This is a genomic window from Paracidovorax anthurii, from assembly GCF_003269065.1.
Taxonomy (GTDB): domain Bacteria; phylum Pseudomonadota; class Gammaproteobacteria; order Burkholderiales; family Burkholderiaceae_C; genus Paracidovorax; species Paracidovorax anthurii.
Map to the genome: position 1 here is coordinate 17,719 of NZ_QLTA01000015.1, position 19,355 is coordinate 37,073.

A 19,355-nucleotide genomic window follows, 5' to 3' on the forward strand; every position below is an offset into this window, starting at 1 on the left:
ATTCCGCCTCAGGATGCAGGCACTGCGCCTTCTGTTCGGCGCGGCCCGCTGGGGCGCTTGCCATTGAGGAGGATGCCGATGGAGGTAAACCGCACCATCCCGTGGTAACTCGCCAAACTTAAAGCCGTGGTGGCCAAGATGTTGATCAACATCTTCACACCGGCGTGCCAAGGCAGCCCGAACAGCAAGGCTCCGACGCCGATGGTCAGAGGCATGTGGACCAAATACACCCAGTAGGAGCTGTCCGCGAGGTAGGTCATGACGGGGCGTGGTCGTCCCAAGTAGGCAGAGAACACACCGATCAGCGCGAAACTCCAGCACCATGCGGTAGCGTTGTACGCCAACGAAAAAGTCAGACGCACGCCCATCGGCAGTGCATCGCGCGACCCGATGGGAACCTGTTCGAGCACGATGCCGGAAGCCAGAAACAACGCCATCCCGGCGGCCATGTACCACGGCCAGCGCCGCAGGTAATGCGCCAACAGCACCTGCCGATGGGAGTACAGCGCCAGCCCAAAAGCGTAGAACAGGCCGTTGTGCACCCACTCCGTCCACGGTGGCAGGAAGGCGTTACCGGGCCGCACCAGTCCATTGCCGTATTGCGCGCCCACAGCCGCCAAAACAGCGGCCAGCAATGCAATGCCCCATGGCGTACGGCCCATGGCGGCCAGCCAGCGCCCCAGTGCCGGACCGACTGCCGGCATGGTGCGCTGCAGAAGGACCTGCACCAGAGGCGTGAGGAGGCTGAGCCACAGCAGCAGCCACAGAAACCACAGGTGCAGCGTGTTCAGTGACCCATGCGCCCCAGTCCCCTGGGTAGGCGTCAGAGCGAGGTCCAGGCCCCAGGAACCGCGGGCCATGCGATGCAGGAACAGCAGTGCCAGTATCGAGCACGAGAGGAACAATGGCGGCCAAAACACAGCGAAGGGCAGCGCAAGGCGGCGCAGCCGGTGTTTGGCGGTAGCCATCGGCCCACGCTGCGCGATGAGCAAGCCGACGAAGAAGCCGGCCAGGATGAAAAACACCGGCATGCGAAAAGCATGGATGAAGGCGACCAGCAAGTCTGCCGCAGGCGTCGTTTTGTTGTCGCGCCAGGGCAGCAGAGGAGACCCGGCCATGTGGATCACTGCTACGTGCAGCACGATGCCCAGCCACATCATGGCGGCGCGCAGGTTGTCGAGCGCGTGCAGGCGTTGCTGACTGGCGTAGCCCTGGTTCATCTCTTCGCCTCCCACCGTTATGTACTTTCAGGGACTCTATCAGGGCTCATTGCGACGGAGCTGAGCGATTCTGGAGAAGCAGGCGCAGATGAAACGCGCCGACAAAGCCGACAACCCGGTCGAGACAGAAACAGCGCATACCCGGGGGACAGGATTCTCAGCAAAACAGCCTCCATGTCGCCGTGTTTTCTATCGATTCAGCTATATTTTTAATAGCATCAACCTGCCCCACGCCGCCGCGCCATCTCCTGCCCCATCGGGCCCAGCGCCCCCTCGGGCAGCAGCGCGCGGGCCTGCGGGTAGACCGCCTCTTCCTCGCGACGGATGTGGGTGGCGTAGAGCCCGGCGAATGCCGCCAGCGCCGCCCCGTCCCGCTCAGACAGCCCATCGGCCTCGCCGGCCGCGATCGCCGCCAGCGGCCCGCGCGCGGCGGCCCAGCCCCCGGCCATGGCGGCGTGGTCGGCCTGCAGCGCGCGCACCAGCGCCACCACGCCGGCATCGCCGTGGGCCAGTAGCGGCGGGAAGACGTGCAGCTCCTCGTCCTCGTGGTGCAGCGGCGCGGCAATGTCGAAATACCGCAGCACGTCGCGCGCCGCATCCCGCGCTGCGGCGTCGCAGCCCCGCGCGCGCAGGTGCTCCTGCAGGCGCTGCAGCAGCGCCAGGGTGCGCTGCACGCGCTCGTGGCAGGCGTGGAGCATTTCGAAGGGCTGGTCGAAGCCGGCCGAGGGGCTGCGCAGGCCGGGCACGGCGGCGGAGCGGCCGGGGGCGGCGCGCGGCGGAAGGGGGACGGCGGTGCGGATCATCGTGGCATGCGGGAGCGCGAGGAGATCGCCGGATTGTCCGCAGAAGCCGCCATGGCGCGGCCGGAGCCACTGCAGGCCATGTTGACATGGGGCAAGGCCTGCGCGATGGCGCCCCTCGCTTCCCGCCTTCCCTCCCGGCCCCCTGCGAGCCCCGGCGGTCAACGCACCCCGCTCATGCGTCGGCACTGAAGCCGATCGATTTCACGATCGGCCCCCAGCGCTCCAGATCGGATTTCAGCGCGGCGGCCAGCTCCTGCGGCGAAGAGGACCGGGTTTCGAGCCCCATGGCCGCCAGGCCGTCGATCACGTCCTTGGCCGCAAGCGCCTGGCGGATGGCCGCGTTGGCATTCCTCACCACGGCGGGGCTCGCCTTGCCGGGCAGGAAGAAGCCGTGCCACTCTCCATACACGAGCGACTTGAAGCCTTGCTCGACCAGCGTGGGAACCTGGGGAACGAACTGGCTGCGCGAGGCGCCGCTGGTGGACAGGATGCGGAGCTTTCCCCCCGGCAGGTGGGGCAGGAACTCGCCCACGGGCGCGGAGACGGAGGCGATCTGGCCGCCCACCAGGTCCATGATGGCGGGCTGGGTGCCGCGGAACCCGACGTGGCGCAGGTCCACATTGCCGGCACGGCCCATCAGCACGCCCACGAAATGCGGCACCGAGCCGGGGGCGGGAGAGCCGAAGTTGGCCAGATCCGGATGCGCCTTGCACCAGGCCAGGAACTCGGGAACGCTGGTCACCGCGGCGGGGACCATGGGGCCGACGGCGAACCCCATGTCCACGTAGGCCCCCATCGAGACGGGCGCCAAGTCGGCCAGCGGGTCATAGGGCAGCTTCCGGTAGGTGTGCGGGTAGATGCCCAGCATGGACATGGGCGTGACCAGCAACGTGGCGCCATCGGGGGCCGCTGCCTTCAGCGCGGAGATGGCGATCTGGCCCCCAGCGCCCGGCCGGCTGTCGACGAAGACCGATTTCGCATAGGTGCCGGCCAAGCGGCCCGCGACCCGGCGCGCCTCCGTGTCGATCGTTCCGCCCGGGGCGAACCCGGCGATGATCCTGGCACTTTCCAGCGGGTCGGCCCGGGCCCCGAGGGGCACGGCGGACGCGGCCCACCCCCAGGCGAGCCGGGACATCAGTTGACGGCGGGTTGGCATGTCGTGGGTCTCCTTGGTTTTATTCGTGGGATGCAGAGATAGAGAGATGGGCGGTCAACCCGTCCTGGCTTTCCTGGCATCGCTCAGGTTCTGTTTCAAGCGGTCCGGCACCCGTTCGTCGAAGCCCAGGGCCACGCGCCGGACTTCCGGTGTATCGGTGGGTTGGTGGCCCACCCCCAGCGCGCTCGCACGCGGGGCGGCGATTTCCACCACGGTGCCGGCGACCCGGCCGAGGCCCGTGATTTCGCACTCCACGAAGTCGCCCGGGTCCACCGAGCGGGAATGGCAGGGGGTGCCCATCAGGATCACGTCGCCGGCCAGCAGCGTGATGTGCCGGGCCAGATCGGCGATGACGTAGTGCGGGCCCCAGATCGTTTCCTCTCCGATCCGGGCCTCCTGCACCACCCGGCCATTGACGTAGGTGCGCAGGGTCTGCGCGAACAGGTCGATGCCGCGAACCAGGCCCGGCCCGATGGGCAGCAGGGTGTCGGCGCCCTTCACGCGAAGCATCGACCCCTGGTCGGTGTCGCGGAAGTCCTGCAAGCCCATGTCGAGCGCGGGGCAGAAGCCTTCGATGCAGTCCCAGGCCTCTTCGGGCGTGACGTTGCGGCAGGTCTTGCCGATCACGACGGCGTATTCGCCCTCGTAGTTCAGGTACTGGCAATCGGCAGGCTTGAGGATCTGCCCGCCGTGCCCGTTCAGGGACGTGGGCGGCTTGGTGAAATACGTCGGAGCTTCCGTGGGCTTGGGCTTCTGGCGAGTCTCGTGGCTGCGCGAGCTGTAGGAAATGTGAACGGCAATGATCTTGCCCGGCGCCACGGGGGGCAGGTAATCCTGGCCCCCGGCCTCCAGCAGGCGGCCGTCGTCGAGGCGCAGGCGGCCGGAGTCCGGCCCCTCCTCCACGATCGTTCCCCAAAATGCGCTGCCTCCGACCAGCACGCGCCGGCGTTCCACCCGGGGCCCGCGCATGACAGCGGGCAACCCGGACATCGGGAATTCAAAATTCATGGGGTGTCTCCGACCCTGCAGTGATGGGAAGGCCCTCAAGCCGCGCCGGCCCGGCCCGCGGGCGCGGACCCGGCCGTGCCGGAGGGATTCAGGTGGGGCGCGGTGTCGAACCAGACATGGATGTTTCCGGTGCCGCGCGCGTTCTCGTAGGCGGACAAGGGCTCTCCCCGGGCCTGGCATGCGGCGCCCCCCATCGCCCCGAGCATTTGCAGGTAATGCGCGCCGAACGCCTCCCAGGGCTTGCGGCGATAGTCCTCATCCCAGCGCGCCAGGATTTCGCCGTGCCGCCCCTGGCGCATCAGCTCGATGGCGGCCTTGTCGCTGGCGATGTTCTCGGGGCGAGAGACGTTGCTTTCATGAAAGATGCGCGGGTGGTTCGGGCGCCAGTCGATGCCGTTGAACTTGTGGCTCAACGCCCCGGACGCCAGCAGCACCACCCGCAGGTCGCTGCGCCGGATGGCTTCCCCGATGTCTTCGCCGGACTCCAGGAACTGGGGCCACTCGCAGTTCTGGCAGGAACTGACGGTCAGCACCGGTATCCGGCTCAACTCCAGCTGCAGGTGCTTGACCAGATTGAGCGTGGCGTATTGCTTGCCCAGCTCGGGGTGCCGAATGCACCGGACATAGCCCTGCCGCTCGCGCGAGACGGCCTCGACCTGCAGCGCCAGCCCCGGGCAGCCGCGATAGTCGTAGGGCACGCCATGCAGGTACCAGGGCATCTCGTCGGAGATGTAGCTCCCCTTGAAATGGTCGCCGCCATCCACGAGGTGGTAGCCGGTCGTGAACCAGTGCGAGTCGAAAATCAGCACGGCATCCGGCTTGACGCCCTGGATGCGCTCGCGCAGGCGCGCATAGCCGGCGATCAGGTCGGAGTCGGCACCGGCGCCTTGCAGCACGCGGAACTCCTCGCATTGCATCAAGCCGGGGTGGTGGGAGACGATGGCTGCGCCCAGGATTTGCCCCATGGAGATACCTTTTTTGCGGGTGGTCGGATTGGGAGGGCGGCCTGCTCAGCGATGGCTGAAGCTGGCCTTGAAAGGCTTCCGGGGGACGATCACGTCCTTGACGTCGCAGAAGAATTCGAAGCTCCAGTCACCGCCTTCGCGGCCGATGCCCGAGCGCTTGATGCCGCCGAAAGGCGCCGCGAGATCGCGGATGCCGAAGCTGTTCACCCAGATGAACCCCGAGCGGATCCGCTCGGCCACCGCGATGGCATGCCCCTGCTCGCCGTAGCACACGCCGCCCAGCCCATAGTCGGTGCCGTTCGCCATGTCGATGGCCTCCTCATCGGAGCCGAAGGTCTGCAGCGTGAGCACGGGGCCGAACACTTCGTTCTGCACGATCTCGTCGCTCTGGTGCAGGTCGGTCAGCATGGTGGGCCGGTAGTACTGGGCGCCCAACGGATGGCGGCCGCCGCCCCACAGCAGGCGCGCCCCCCGGGCCACCGCGCGGTCCACGAAGGCGGCCACCCGCTCCACCTGGCGCGGGTGAATCAGCGGACCGACCTCGGTGGACTCGCTGCGGGGATCACCGACATTGAGCTTCTCCACATAGCCGCGCAGGGCCTCGACATAGCGATCGGCAATGTTCCGGTGAACCAGGAACCGCGTCCCCGCCAGGCAGACCTGGCCGGCATTGCGGTACATCAGGGCGCCGGTGGCCGCGGCGCCATCGATGTCCGCGTCCTCCAGCACCACGAATGCGCTCTTGCCGCCCAGCTCCAGGCTGCATGGCACCAGATGGGCTCCCGCCGCCTGTGCGATCCGCTTCGCGGTGGGCACAGAGCCGGTGAACGAAATCCGGGCCAGCCGGGGATCGCTGACCAGCCTGGCGCCCGTTTGCGCGCCACTGCCCTGGACCACGTTGAAGACGCCGGCGGGCAGGCCTGCCGCGTGGGCCGCGTCCGCCAGCAGGGAACAGGTCAGTGGCGCCCATTCCGGCGGCTTGAGCACGCAGGTGTTGCCCGAGGCCAGGGCCGGCCCCAGCTTCCAGGTCGAGAGCATCAGCGGGGCATTCCACGGAGTGATGATGCCGGCCACGCCCGCGGGATCGTGGCGAACCAGGTGGGTGGCCTGATCCGTCTCCAGCGTGCGGTTCTGCAGCGCCAGGGCATGCTCGGCGAACCAGCGGATGTTCAGCATGGCGCGCGGGACCACGCCGTGCCGCATGCGCGACAGGAGGACGCCCGCATCACTGCTCTCCAGCAGGCACAGCGCATCGGCCCGCCGGCCGATCTCCTCCGCGAAGCGATCGAGGTAGGGCTTGCGGCCCTCCGCCCCCAAGGCCGCCCAGCCCGTGAACGCGCGCTGCGCCGCCTCGACGGCGTGCTCCACATGCTCGGGAAGGCCCTCGGCGATGCGGCCCAGCAGGCTTTGGTCGATGGGGCTGTGCAGCTCGAAGGTTTCGCGGGAGGCGATGCGCTGCCCATCGATGTAATGGTCTGGCGACACCGGTATGCCGGCGACGTCGAGCAGGGGACGGGTCATGGGGAGGTCTCCAATGTTCTTGTTGCGTGGGGCCGGTGCGCGTCAAGCCAGCAACTTGCCGGGATTCAGCAAGCCCCGGGGGTCCAGGGCCTGCTTGATGCGGCGCATCAAGGCCAGCTCGACCGATGGCTTGTAGCGGGCCGATGCATCGCGCCGCAGCACCCCCAGGCCGTGCTCCGCGGAGATCGATCCCCCCGATGCATGCACCGCGTCGTGCACCAACTGGTTCATGGGCCCCTCCAGGGCCAGGAAATCGCTCTCGGCCATGCCCTCCGAGGGAGACAGGTTGTAGTGCAGGTTGCCGTCGCCCAAATGCCCGAAGACCACCAGGCGCACCCCGCCGGACCGCGCGGCAATGGCGGCGCCGGTCGATTCGATGAACCCGGCGATGCGGGAGACCGGCAGGGAGATGTCGTGCTTGATCGTCTTGCCTTCGGCACCCTGCGCTTCGGAAATGTTCTCGCGCAGGGCCCAGAGGGCCTCGAACTGGGACAGGCTGGACGACAGGGCGGCGTCCGAGATCAGCGATTGCTCGAATGCCGCTTCGAGACAGGCCTCCAGGATCGAAGCGGCCTGGCCGTCCGCGTGCTCGCTCGACAGTTCGATCAGCACATACCAGGCGCTGCGCTCATTGAAGGGCACGCGCGCCCCGGGGATGTGCTTCTCCACCAATCGGAGACAGCTATCGCCCATCAACTCGAAGGCGGTGAGCCCCGCGCCCAATCGCGACCGGGCGAGCGTCAGCAACCCGACCGCATCCGCCGGCGTGGCAACGGCGACGCATGCGAGCACCCGGCTCGCGGGCTGGGGAAACAGTTTCAGCGTGGCGCCCGTGATGATGCCGAGCGTGCCCTCGCTGCCGATGTACAGGTCGCGCAGGTCGTAGCCCGTGTTGTCCTTGCGCAATCCCCGCAGGCCGTTCCAGAGGTCGCCCTCGGCGGTCACGACCTCCAGCCCCAGGCAAAGCTCCCGTGCATTGCCATAGCGCAGCACCTGCACTCCGCCCGCGTTGCTGGCCAGATTCCCCCCGATCGTGCAGCTGCCCTCCGCGGCCAGGCTCAACGGGAACAATCGATCGACCGACCTGGCCGCCTCCTGCAGCGCGAACAGGGTCAGTCCGGCATCCACCGTGATGGTGTCGTTCTGGACATCCACCTCCCGGACCCGCTGCAGGCCGGTCAGCGACAAGACCACCGACTGGCCGGAGCCATCGGGCGTCGCTCCTCCCGAAAGCCCCGTGTTGCCCCCCTGGGGGACCACGGGAATGCGGTGTTCATGGCACCACCGCATCACCCGGGCCACGTCCTCGGGGCTTTCGGGCTGGACCACGGCCCAGGCGGCGCCCGTCCATTTGCCACGCCAATCCGTGAGGTACGGCGCCATCTCCGCGGCATCGGTGAGCAGGCGCCCCGAGAAGGCGGCGCGCAGGGCCTGGCGGAGTTCAGTACCCATGGCGCGCCTCGGCGGTTGCAGGCAGGGCGCCATCGCGGTAGCGCTGCAGCAGGGAGCCAGCCGCCCGCGACAGCAGGGTCGTATCCACGCCAATGGCCACGAACTGCGCGCCGACCCGGGTGTAGTGCCGCGCCAGCGCTTCGTCCGTGCAGAGGATCCCCGCAGCCTTGCCGCGCGAGCGGAGGGCCCGGATGGCCTGCTCGATCACGGCCTTCACTTCGGAGTGCGCGGGCTGTCCCAGGTACCCCATGGATGCGGAAAGATCGGCGGGGCCGATGAAGACCCCGTCCACGCCGTCCACCTGGGCGATGGCATCCAGTTGCCCGAGCGCCTGCGCCGTTTCGACTTGCACCAGAAGGCAGACGCGCTCATTGGCCTCGTGCAGATAGCCGGGATAGCGGCTCCAGCGCGACGATCGCGCCAGGCCGCTTCCGACACCGCGGTTTCCCTGGGGCGGATACCGCATGGCCCGGACCAGCGCCTGGGCCGCCCCGGCGGACTCCACCATCGGAACCAGCAGGGTGTGGGCACCGATTTCGAGGACCTGCTTGATCAACGCCGGATCGCCCTGCGGAATGCGCACGACCGCTTCGCTGCCATACGGCGCTGCCGCCTGCAATGCCCCAAGCATGGATCTCAGGTCGTTCGGGCCATGCTCGCCATCGATCAGCACCCAGTCATAGCCCAGCCCCGCGCAGAGTTCCGTGGAGTACGGGTCCGCCAGGCCCAGCCACAGGCCTGCCAGTTGGTGCCCGGCATGGAGAGCGTCCTTGAACGTGTTGCGAGGGGTTGGCGTCATGCGAACCTCGCGGAGATCGAGCCCAGGGTGCCGTAGTCCGCATGGAACACGTCCCCCGCGGCACACGCGACGGGGCGCGTGAAGGAGCCGCTCAGGACGATCTCGCCGGCCTCCAGCGATTGGCCATAGGGCGCCAGCCGATTGGCCAGCCATGCGACACCGTGGGCCGGGTGATTCAGCACCGCGGCACCGAGGCCGGATTCCTCGATCACTCCGTTCTTGAACAGCAATGCGCCCGCCCAACGCCAATCCACGGCGTTCGGGCGCATGGGCCTGCCCCCCAGGATGATCGCGCCGTTGGCGGCGTTGTCGGCAATGGTGTCCAGCACCTTGCGGGGCGCGCGGCTGTGCCTGTCGAACTGCTCGATGCGCGCATCGATCAGCTCCAGGGCGGGGACCACGTAGTCGGTGGCATTCAGGACATCGAACATCGTCACGCCGGGCCCCCGCAGAGGCCGGGACAGGATGAAAGCGAACTCCACCTCCAGGCGGGGGAAGATGAAGCGATCCGCCGGAATCTCCGCGCCGTCGGGGATCAGCATGTCGTCCAGCAAGGTGCCGTAGTCGGGCTCGGTGATCTGCGACGCAATCTGCATCGCGCGCGACGTGAGGCCGATCTTGTGGCCGATCACCGTGCGGCCCTCCGCCTGGCAGAGCTTCATCCAGGCACTCTGGATGGCGTAGCTGTCTTCGATGCCCATGCCCGGGTACCGGCGGGAAAACTGCTCCAGCTGGATCCGGGTGCGCTGCGACTCGTGCAGCTGCCGGGCAAGCGAGGCGTGGATTTCAGGGCTGAGGTTCACGTGGATCGACCTGGTCAGGGAGGTGACGAATGGCTGGAAGTATCGATGGGGGGTCTCTCATCCACAATCGACAAATACTGGCCCATTGATAAGCAGATGTGGACAATCCAAAACCGTCCCTCCGCCTCTCTTTTTTCCTCGGAGAACTTGCTCCATGCCGCTGACCCGTTTCACCTTCAGACAGTTCGAAGCCTTCGTGGTAGTTGCGGAGATGCGCAGCTTCTCGGGTGCCAGCGATCAGATGGGGCTGTCGTCTTCGGCCGTCAGCCAGCTCATCGCCGAGCTTGAATCGACACTGGGCTTTCGCGTGTTCGACCGCAGCACGAGGCGGGTGGAACTCTCCAGCGCGGGCCGCGACTTCCTGGGCTCTGCCCGCTCGGTCCTGCGGCACGTCCAGATGGCCGAATCGGCCGCAGCGGACGTCCGGAACCGGGCATCCGGCGTCGTGCGCATCGGGGCGCCGATGGTGCTGGCCAGCGCGGTTCTGCCCGCGGCCATCAAGGCTTTCTGCGCCAGCCGCCCCAAGGTCGTGATCCGCATCCGGGACACGCCCGTGGACGAGCTCGTCGACCGGGTGGCGAGCGGCGACCTGGACCTGGCGGTGGGCCCCGATCGCAGCGGTATCGGGCACGTCGAGGCCACGCCCGTCTTCGACAGCCCCTGGGTTCTCTGGTGCTCGCCGTCGCATCCATTGGCGGCGCGAAAAACCCTCAAATGGGTGGATCTGCGCAACGCCCATCTCGTTGCGGCAGGCCGCGACCATGAGCGCAGCGTCGCGCAGATGCACCTCAACGCACCGGAAGGCTCGCGGATTCTTCCCGTCGATGTGGTGGACAACATCTCGACCGCGCTGGGAATCGCCGCGCAAGGATTGGCGGCGACGCTGGCGCCCGCCTACATCTCCGTGGCGGCCTCGCCGCTCGGGCTGGTGATGCGGCGCGTCAAGGACCCCGAGGCGATCCGGCAGGTCTGCATCTACCGCTCCCGAGTCCGTGTGGTCTCGCCGGCTGCCGAGGCTTTCAATGAATTTCTCACGGAGTGGCTTCTGCAGTGGCAAGGGCAGCGCCGTCCCGGGCGCGCCAAGGCTCCACGGGCAACTGGGCGATGACCTGCCCGGGGCCACGAAGCCGAGCGGCACCGCTGGAGCAGCACGGTGATGAACTCCGCCCAGCGGACTGGCCGGCGCGCACGGCCGATACACTGCGGCGCTCGCTGAACCAACCCATCACGGACAAGGGATTGAAATGATCGACCACACCGGCGTCGTCGTCACCGACATCGAGGCCAGCAAGGCGTTCTATCGCCAGGCGCTTGCGGCGATTGGCTACCAGCTGCTCGCGGAGTTTCCGGCCGCCGTGACGGGCCACACCGACGTGGCCGGGTTCGGCGAGCCGCCGAAGCCCGATTTCTGGATCAGCCGGGGCACGCCCAACCAGCCGCCCCTCCACGTGGCCTTCCGCGCCGCCACGCGCGCGGCGGTGGACGCTTTCCATGCCGCGGCCCTGGCCGCCGGCGGCACCGACAACGGCGCGCCCGGCCTGCGGCCTCACTACCACCCGCACTACTACGGCGCGTTCGTGCGCGACCCGGACGGGCACAACATCGAAGCGGTGTGCCACACTGCACCGGAATGAGCCCGGCCGGCCGCCGGCGCGGCGGGCTCAGAACGTGTTCACGTTCTCAGGACCGCCAGCGCTCACGGGCCTCCGGGAAGGCCTGCTCTGCCAGGGACTGCTGGGCACGCATGGCCTGCTCCATCATCCGCAGCGCTTCGTTGGTGGCCTGCGTCACCGTGCTGCGGTCATGCCCGTGCGCGGCCGGTGCATGCCAGGGAGGAAGCGCAGCTTCGTGCCGCGGCGAATGCTGCGGCGATGCGTACCAGCCGGCGGCGGGGAAGCCGCCCGGTTGGGGCCGGGTATCGCGGAAGTAATCGTTCAGCGGCGCCATCATGGGCCCGAGGCCCATGTCCTTGCGCCAGCCGAAGTGCCCGACCGATTCCGTGCCCGAGAGATCGCGGCCGAAGTCTTTCTGCAGGGCCCAGTCCGCGACCGACTCCGTCCCCGACAGATCCCGCCCCCAATCCTTGTCGATAGCCCAGTCCTCCACCGACTCCTGAACCCGATGGTCCGTCCAGTGCCCCTCCGCTGGCGGAAAGGCATGGGCCTCGTACAGGTCGGGTTGCCGGGGCTCCAGGCCCCCGGGAGATGCCGGCCGCTGAGGAGCGTTGTCCCAGGGCGGTGCCGACGGCTGCGGGGTATGGCCCCGTGAAGGAGCCGTGGGCTGAGGCGCCTGGCCGCGATGAAAGGCCGGTTGCGCCCACGCACCGGCTCCATGGTGGCTATGTGCCGGTTTCCAGTGGCCGAGCGGTGCCGTGCCCGAGAGATCACGGCCGAAATCTTTTTGCAAGGCCCAGTCTGCGACCGACTCCGTCCCCGACAGATCCCGCCCCAGCGCCTTCTGCATGCTCCAGTCATCCAGGTCTTCCTGCTGCCGGCCGTCCGTCCAGTGGGGGATCGGTGGCTGCGGAAGATCCGTCCAATGCAGGGATGGTGGCTCTGCCGACTGCTCCCAGGACGGCGCGGACAGATGCGGCGTGCCGCCCCATGGGGAGAGCGGCCCGTACTGCGAAGACGGCGATGCCTCCTGGGGATACAGGGGGCTCATGGGCGTTTCATGCCTGGGGCTGAAGGCGGCATGCGGCGGCGGGGCATCGCCGTGGACGAAGGGCGGGATGCCCCCCGGCCCGTGCATGGACAGGCGTGCAAAGGAATCCTCGACCGGCTCCCGACGGGGCGATCCCGGGGGCGTGTGGTGGAAAAAGGGATCGCCACCACCGCGGGACAGCGACGCCGGACTGGCCGGGCCCTGGCGATGGCCGGGAAGTTGCGCCCTCGGCTGCTGGCGCACCGATGCCTGCATGTGGGGATCACCGGGCAGGCCAGGCGCTGCCCGCCCCTGCCGCTGGGGCGACCTCAGGCCGGTCAGCCGGCCATCGGCCTGGAGCACGCCCCCTTGCCGCGGAGGCGACGCATCGTTGCCGGGCCGGGCCCGCGGCGGGGAGCCGGTCGAAGGGACCACGCCACTGCGCGCCGATCTTTCCGTTGTTCGAGAACATGGTGGATCCTTTGGATGTGCCGGAACGCAGTGGGCATCCGTGCCTGCAGGTGGAAAAGTGGCCCGTGCAGCACCACCGCGCGCCCGGCATGGGCCACGCACGACATGCCGGCGCACGGCCACCTCCGCCTGCGTGGGATGGGCGGCACCACCGTCGAGACACTTTCGCGGCATCCCGGGATCCGGACGGGCGGCCATGCGAAGCGGTCACAGCAACAGGCGAAACAACGCAGTGATCTTTTTGATTGCGAAACCGTATCAGCGCGCGGCGGCAGGTTCCATGCCGGTGCTGCGCACGATGGAGGCGGCGGCCGGTGCCGCGAGGAAGCGGATCAGGTGGCGTGCCGCTTCGGGCTCCCGCGCGCCCGCGGCCACGCCGGCCGAGAAGAAGACGCGCTGCTGGACTTCATCGGGCAGCGGGCCGACGAACACCAGTTCCTTGAAGGGCAGCAGCTCGCTGACCTGCTGGAAACCGAGCTCCGCATCGCCCCGCAGGACCACGGCGCCCACGCGTTCGCTGAGGATCCGCGTGGCCTTGCCCTTCATCTGCTCGACCACGCCCAGCCGCTGGAACAGCTCGCCCGAAAGGTAGGTGCCGCTGGCACTGGCGGAATAGGCGACGGACTTCGCATCCAGCAGCGTCTGCCGGAGCGCCTCCACGGTGCCGATGTCGGGCACGGGCGTGCCCTTGCGCACGCTCATGCCGATCATCGAGCGGGCCAGGTCCACGCGGCTGCCTGCCTGGACCTTGCCCTCGGCCGCCAAGGCATCGAGAGCCGAGTCCGCCAGGATGACCACATCGAATGTCTCGCCGCGCGCCAAGCGGCTGGGGATGGAGTCCGGGGCGTTGCCCATCGAGGCACCCCGCGCGGTGACCACCGTGTGGCCGGTGGCCTGTTCGTAGAGCGGCACGAGCTGGTCGTATGCGGCCGAGAACCCTCCGGAGGTGATGACCCGGATCTCCGCCGCTTGCGCGGTGGAAGGCGCGGGGCCGCCCAGGGCCAGGGTGAGGCCCAGGACGGTGCCCAGCAGGGTACCGAGGAAGCGGCGGCGGCCGGCCGGAGCGGCGGTCGAAGTCGGAATCGGGGCGAGCGGCTGCATTCAATGTCTCCTGGTTGTTGTGGTGGTGTGTGGCAGCGCGCGTTTCAGTCCGCGGTGATCTTGCGCTCGCGGATGATGCGGCCCCACTTCTCGTACTCGGCCGCGATGAATTTGCCCAGCTCGTCGCGCGTGCCGGGCGTGGCCGTCTGGCCGTGCTTGAGCAGGTTGTCCCGCACTTCCGGCGTGTTGAGCACCTTGACCAGCTCGGTGTTCCAGCGGTCCAGCAGGGGCTTGGGCGTCTTGGCGGACGCCACGAACGCATACCAGTTGGTCGCGTTGAAACCCGGATAGGTCTCGGCCACCGTGGGCACCTTGGGCAGGTACGAGGGGCGCGTCAGGCCGGTAGTGGCCAGCGGCACGAGCTTGCCCAACTCGATGTGCGGCAGGGCCGTCGGGGGCGCTGCGTAGAAGGACGCCAGGCGACCGCCCAGCACGTCCTGCAGCGCCGGGGCGCCGCCCTTGTACGGCACATGCACCGTGTCGATCTTGGCCACATCGTTGAGCAGCTCGCCCGCCAGGTGGGCGGCCGAGCCGGGGCCGGTGGAGGCGAAATCGAGCTTGCCCGGTTCGCGCTTCGCCTTGGCCACGAATTCACCCAGGGTCTTGATGCCTGTGCTCGCGGGCACCACGAGCACGTTGGGGAAGCTCACACCCATGGTGATGGGGGCCAGGTCCTTGAGCGGGTCGTAGCTCACCTTCATGAAATGGGGCGAAATGCTGAGCGGCCCGATGGAGCCGAACAGCAGCACCGAGCCGTCGGCCGGGCCGTTGGCCACCTGCGCATGGGCGAGGTTGCCGCCCGCGCCGGGCTTGTTGTCCACCACCACGCTCTGGCCGATGTTCTCGCCCAGCTTCCTGGCGATGATGCGGGCCGCGATGTCCGCCGAGCCGCCGGCGGCGAATCCGACCACCAGGGTCACGGGCTTCTTGGGGGGAAAGTCCTGGGCCTGCGCGGCGAGGGGGGCCAGGAACAGGCCGGCCAGCGTGGCTGCGGCCACGATCAGGGGGCGTCTTTGCATGGGGTTGTCTCCGGAAGCGGCCGAGACCGGGTCGGCTCTTTGAAAACCGCATCCTAGGCAGCCCGTAATAATCTGTGAATTGCAATTTAGAGCGGAACTCTTGCATGCAACGCATCAAATTCGACATGGGAGAGTTGCTGGCTTTCGTGGCCACGGCCGAAAAGGCGAGCTTCCGCCTGGCGGCGGAAGCCCTTTGCCTGTCGGCGCCTGCCCTGAGCCGGCGGGTGGAGCGGCTGGAAACCGCCCTGGGCGCGCGGCTGCTGGAGCGCACGACCCGGCACGTGGAGCTGACGGCGGTGGGGCAGGAGTTTCTGGCCGAGGCGCGCACGGCCCTGGCGGGCCTCGACGAGGCCGTCCAGCGGGTGAGCGACCAGGCTCGGCTGCGCCGCGGGCGTGTGACCGTCACGTGCATTCCATCGGTGGCGAACCACCTGCTGCCGCGCATCTTGCGGGCGTTCGCGGTGGCGCAGCCCGAAGTGCAGGTGCATGTCATCGACGAAAACGCTCGCCACGTGCTGGATGCGGTCCTGCGGGGCGATGCGGATTTTGGGCTCAGCTTCACGGGCAGCCAGGAGCCGGCCCTCCGGTTCGAAACGCTGACCCGCGAGCGCTACGTGCTGGCCATGCCGCGCAGCCACCGCTGGGCGGGCCGCACGGAAGTGGCCTGGTCGGAATTGGCGGGGCAGCGCCTGGTGTCCGTGTCGCACCAGAGCAGCAACCGCCTGCTGCTGGACCAGGTCATGGCCGATCTGCCCGAACAACCCCTGGCGTGGTACGAGTGCAACCACGTCACCGGCGCGCTGGCGCTGGTGGAGGCGGGCCTGGGCATGGCCGCCCTCCCGCAGCTAGCGTTGCCGCACGACCATCCACGGGTCTGCGGGGTGCCCCTCACGGCGCCTGCGTTGTGGCGCACCCTGGGCCTGCTGCAGCGCAGGGACCGGGTGCTCGGCCCCACGGCCGAAGCGCTGCGGCAGCGCTTGATCCAGGCCCATGCCGCCACCGAAACGCGAAGCGAATGAAGGCGGCTATCCGGGGCCTGCCGGTGGCGCTACCGCTGCGGCACGGCCGAGGCCGCCGCCCTCACCCGCAGCTGCCCAGGTGCCCGCACTGCGTGCAGTAGTCGCAGCCATCCTTGCGGATCACGGCGTGCGCGCCGCATTCGGGGCATTTGCGGCCGGCCATCGCGGGCGGCAGGCCCACCGCCACGGTGGGTGCATCGAGCGGCAGCTCCTGCTGGTGCATGGGGCCGGCAGCAGCAGCGGCGGCGCGCTGGGCCAGGATGTTCTGCACGGCGTAGGCGAGCGCGGCCACCTCCGAGTCATGCCAGAGCGGCACGCGCGCATCGGGTCCACGGAGGGCGCGGCCAGCTCGGCCGCAGCGGCCGCCGGCTCCACGGCGGGCGCCGGTGCCGGGGCCTCCAGCACCGCGCCCAGGATCGCATTGGGCCGGTAGGTGGCCAGCCCCTTGAGCCGCGCGCGCCAGGCGTGCAGGTAGAGGTTCTTGAAATCCTCGTAGGGGTAGTCGGCCGGCACGTTCACCGTCTTGGAGATGGCCGTGTCGATGAAGGGCTGCACGGCCTCCATCATCGCGATGTGCCCGGCGGCCGGCATCTGCAGCGCGCTCACGAAGTAGTCGGGCAGCGCGCCCACGTCGCCGCCCAGCGCACGGTAGAGCCGCCATGCGTGGTCCTCCACCGCGTATTCGCTGGTGCTGCCGTCGGCCTCACGCTTCCTGCGCGTGTAGGTCCAGGAGAACGGCGGCTCGATGCCGTTGGAGGCGTTGTCGGCAAACGCCAGGCTCACCGTGCCCGTGGGCGCGATGGACAGCAGGTGGCTGTTGCGGATGCCGTGCGCGCGGATCGCCTGCTGCAGCGCGGCCGGCAGGCGGCTCGCGAACGTGCCGGGCTCGAGGTAGCCCCCGGCGTCGAACTTCGGGAACGCGCCCTTCTCCCGGGCCAACTCCACCGAGGCCGCATAGGCGGCATCGCGCATGCACTCGACGATGCGCGTGGCCATGGTGCGGCCCGCATCGCTGTCGTAGCGCAGGCGCAGCATCGCGAGCGTGTTGCCCAGCCCCGTGAAGCCCACGCCGATGCGCCGCTTGGCCGTCGACTCGGCCTGCTGCTGCGGCAGCGGCCAGAAGGTCACGTCGAGCACGTTGTCGAGCGCGCGTACCTGCGTGGCCACGCTGGCCGCGAAGGCCTCGAAGTCGAAACCGGGCTCGCCGGCGAAGCCGAAGGGATGGCGCACGAAGCGCGGCAGGATGATGGGGCCGAGGTCGCAGCAGCCGTAGGAGGGCAGCGGCTGCTCGCCGCAGTTGTGCACGTAGAGGCCGTTGGCGTCGAAGGCATGGCAGTCGGCCACCGTGACGTCGTAGACGGTTTCATGCCCGTCCGGCAGCACGTCCTGCACGGTGGCCGTGAACGGTTCGCGGTTGAGCGCACGCCGGTAGCCGGACAGCGCCGCATCGAGCCGCGCAGCCTTGGCCGTGTCATCGAAGCCGATCCGTTCAGCGAAGCCGCGCAGGTTGTCGCCGCTCACGATGAGCTCGTGCTGTGCCCGCGTCCCATAGGGTTGCTGGCCGCCACGCCCATCCGGCAGCAGCCGCAGCCCGGCGGGGCGCCTGTTTTGATGGAGGACGGAGGCGATGCCCAATCGCAGCAGCATGCGCTGCACGGTCTGCAGCAGCGCGGCATCGCTTTGCGCGAGGCGTACGCTCACGCCCTTGTCGTGGCGGCCCTGGACCGATCCAGCGGTATCGAAGAGGCCGCGCAGCAGGCCCACGGAGAAGGCCGACGAGGCACGCTCCATCGCCGGGGTGATGGCCTTCGCGCCGGGGCGCATGCCCATGCGCAGCGCCAGTGCGCGCACGGCGCCGCTGGCCATGCGCCGCTCCGCGCAGGCTCCGCCGCTTCGCGGAATCGCGCGCTGGAAGCCGCGGAAATCCGACCGGTGCGCCAGCGTTCCCGCGGCGGCCTCGGCCGCCATCACGATGCCGTGCGCGCCGCATGCGGGTGCGGCCGGGCCGTTGACGACAAGGCGTTCCTCGCCCTGCCCTGCGAGCCAGACGGAGATCACCGCCTTGTCGGCTGTCAGGGTGCCGTCCCCGATCAGCAGGCCCAGCAGATAGCCTTCCGCCTCGGTGCCCTCGCCCTCCCAGCCCAGCAGGGCGCGGTGGTCGTTCAGCACGATCTCGTCGCCCGGCTGCAGCGCGCCCGCGGCCACCCACTCCACCTGGCGCACGTAGCGCGTCTGCTTCGCCACGCGCCGCACGCGGTGGTCCTCGGTCAGCCGCAGCGCGTGACCCTGGCGGGTGCGCAGCTGCAGCACGGGCTTGTGGCCGGTGGGAAAGAAACCGGCGCTCTGCGTGGGAAACGCGCGCCCGTCCACGATGGCGGAGAAAGGCTGGCCGACGAGGTCTGCCACCTGTGCGGGACCCTCTGCCGTCATCACCCAGGTATCGGCCGTCACGCAAGGATTCGTGGCCGCGATGCGTTCGCAGTACGCCAGGTTGTTGTCGGTGTTGACGCGGTCGAGGAAGAGGATGCCCGGCTCGGCGAAGTCGTAGGCCGAGCGCATGATGGTGTCCCACAGTTCGCGCGCGGGCAGCGTGCGGTACACCCACTGGCCGTCGGCGCGCTGGCGGGCGCCGGCCTCGCGCAGCGCGGCGCCGGGGCGCGCGGGGTGCACGAGGTCCCACGGCGCACCGTCCAGCACGGCCTGCACGAAGGCGTCGGGCACGCCGACCGAGACGTTGAAATTGTTCCAGCGCCCCGGCGTGCGCTTGGCGGTGATGAAGTCCAGCACGTCGGGGTGGTCGATGCGCAGCACGCCCATCTGCGCGCCGCGCCGCGCGCCCGCGCTCTCCACCGTGGCGCAGGACTGGTCGAACACGTTGATGTAGCTGCACGGCCCCGAGGCCATCGATGCCGTGCCCTTCACCTCGGCGCCGCGCGGGCGGATGCGCGAGAAATCGTAGCCCACGCCGCCGCCGCGCCGCATGGTTTCGGCGGCCTCGCGCAGCGCCTCGTAGATGCCGGGGTAGCCGCCTTCATCCATGCCCTGGATGCAGTCGCCCACGGGCTGCACGAAGCAGTTGATGAGCGTGGCCTGGATGTCGGTGCCCGCCGCGCTCATGATGCGGCCCGCGCCGATGGCACCGGCGCGCAGGTTGGCGAGGAAGCGCGCCTCGATCTCCGCGCGCCGCTCGGGCACCTCCACCGAGGCCAGGGCGCGGGCCACGCGCCGGTAGAGCGTCTCGGCATCGGCTTCGCCGGGCTTGAGGTATTTCTCGCGCAGCACGTCGAGGCTGATGGGCTGCTCGGGCAGGGCGGGGGCCGCATCGGGCGCCAGGGAGGCAATCGGATCGCGTTGCATGGGTTCCAGTTTCCTGAG

At 69.1% G+C, this 19,355-nt stretch carries 16 protein-coding genes; 3 read left to right on the plus strand and 13 right to left on the minus strand.

The features are described 5' to 3' along the window. Window positions 1-8: 8 nt before the first annotated feature. The 9 genes from AX018_RS09510 to hpaH form a co-directional block, all read right to left on the minus strand. Complete coding sequence (locus AX018_RS09510) at window positions 9-1,220, minus strand: acyltransferase family protein (protein ID WP_111877054.1); 1,212 nt, start codon at window positions 1,218-1,220, stop codon at window positions 9-11. Window positions 1,221-1,438: 218 nt separating this feature from the next. Next, complete coding sequence (locus AX018_RS09515) at window positions 1,439-2,023, minus strand: hemerythrin domain-containing protein (protein ID WP_111877055.1); 585 nt, start codon at window positions 2,021-2,023, stop codon at window positions 1,439-1,441. Window positions 2,024-2,195: 172 nt separating this feature from the next. Next, window positions 2,196-3,179: a Bug family tripartite tricarboxylate transporter substrate binding protein gene (locus tag AX018_RS09520; protein ID WP_111877056.1), complete on the minus strand. Its 984-nt coding sequence runs from the start codon at window positions 3,177-3,179 to the stop codon at window positions 2,196-2,198. Between the two features lie 54 nt (window positions 3,180-3,233). After that, window positions 3,234-4,187: a fumarylacetoacetate hydrolase family protein gene (locus AX018_RS09525; RefSeq protein WP_111877057.1), complete on the minus strand. Its 954-nt coding sequence runs from the start codon at window positions 4,185-4,187 to the stop codon at window positions 3,234-3,236. 35 nt (window positions 4,188-4,222) lie between these two features. Continuing rightward, window positions 4,223-5,152, minus strand: a complete 930-nt coding sequence (locus AX018_RS09530; RefSeq protein WP_111877058.1) for a DODA-type extradiol aromatic ring-opening family dioxygenase — start codon at window positions 5,150-5,152, stop codon at window positions 4,223-4,225. Between the two features lie 45 nt (window positions 5,153-5,197). Further along, window positions 5,198-6,673, minus strand: a complete 1,476-nt coding sequence (locus AX018_RS09535; protein WP_111877059.1) for an aldehyde dehydrogenase — start codon at window positions 6,671-6,673, stop codon at window positions 5,198-5,200. Window positions 6,674-6,715: 42 nt separating this feature from the next. Next, a complete protein-coding gene (locus AX018_RS09540; protein WP_111877126.1) occupies window positions 6,716-8,125 on the minus strand; it encodes an FAD-binding oxidoreductase in 1,410 nt (469 codons plus the stop codon). Next, window positions 8,115-8,924 (minus strand): 4-hydroxy-2-oxoheptanedioate aldolase, encoded by an 810-nt coding sequence (gene hpaI / locus AX018_RS09545; protein ID WP_111877060.1) that lies wholly within the window; start codon window positions 8,922-8,924, stop codon window positions 8,115-8,117. Before hpaI ends, AX018_RS09540 begins: the two co-directional genes overlap by 11 nt. Next, window positions 8,921-9,727: a 2-oxo-hept-4-ene-1,7-dioate hydratase gene (gene hpaH / locus AX018_RS09550; protein ID WP_111877061.1), complete on the minus strand. Its 807-nt coding sequence runs from the start codon at window positions 9,725-9,727 to the stop codon at window positions 8,921-8,923. The genes hpaI and hpaH overlap by 4 nt, the downstream gene beginning before the upstream one ends. Window positions 9,728-9,881: 154 nt before the next feature. Between hpaH and AX018_RS09555 the strand changes: the two genes are divergently transcribed. Both AX018_RS09555 and AX018_RS09560 read left to right on the plus strand, forming a co-directional pair. After that, complete coding sequence (locus tag AX018_RS09555) at window positions 9,882-10,835, plus strand: LysR family transcriptional regulator (protein WP_111877062.1); 954 nt, start codon at window positions 9,882-9,884, stop codon at window positions 10,833-10,835. A gap of 136 nt (window positions 10,836-10,971) precedes the next feature. Continuing rightward, a complete protein-coding gene (locus tag AX018_RS09560; RefSeq protein ID WP_111877063.1) occupies window positions 10,972-11,361 on the plus strand; it encodes a VOC family protein in 390 nt (129 codons plus the stop codon). Window positions 11,362-11,407: 46 nt separating this feature from the next. On the opposite strand, the gene AX018_RS24740 is transcribed toward AX018_RS09560, so the two are convergent. From AX018_RS24740 to AX018_RS09575, 3 genes are all read right to left on the minus strand, one after another. Next, window positions 11,408-12,391 (minus strand): hypothetical protein, encoded by a 984-nt coding sequence (locus AX018_RS24740; RefSeq protein ID WP_146749277.1) that lies wholly within the window; start codon window positions 12,389-12,391, stop codon window positions 11,408-11,410. A gap of 708 nt (window positions 12,392-13,099) precedes the next feature. Continuing rightward, window positions 13,100-13,942 carry a substrate-binding domain-containing protein gene (locus tag AX018_RS09570; protein WP_111877065.1) on the minus strand — a complete coding sequence of 281 codons (843 nt, stop codon included), beginning with the start codon at window positions 13,940-13,942 and terminating at the stop codon, window positions 13,100-13,102. 44 nt (window positions 13,943-13,986) lie between these two features. Then, entirely contained in the window at window positions 13,987-14,961 is a 975-nt protein-coding gene (locus AX018_RS09575; protein ID WP_111877066.1) for a Bug family tripartite tricarboxylate transporter substrate binding protein, read from the minus strand. Window positions 14,962-15,065: 104 nt separating this feature from the next. Between AX018_RS09575 and AX018_RS09580 the strand changes: the two genes are divergently transcribed. Continuing rightward, entirely contained in the window at window positions 15,066-15,980 is a 915-nt protein-coding gene (locus AX018_RS09580) for a LysR family transcriptional regulator (RefSeq protein WP_111877067.1), read from the plus strand. Window positions 15,981-16,100: 120 nt separating this feature from the next. Here AX018_RS09580 and AX018_RS25435 read toward each other — a convergent pair whose 3' ends face one another. Next, window positions 16,101-19,337 carry a ribonucleotide reductase barrel domain-containing protein gene (locus AX018_RS25435; protein ID WP_245951497.1) on the minus strand — a complete coding sequence of 1,079 codons (3,237 nt, stop codon included), beginning with the start codon at window positions 19,335-19,337 and terminating at the stop codon, window positions 16,101-16,103. Window positions 19,338-19,355 lie beyond the last annotated feature (18 nt).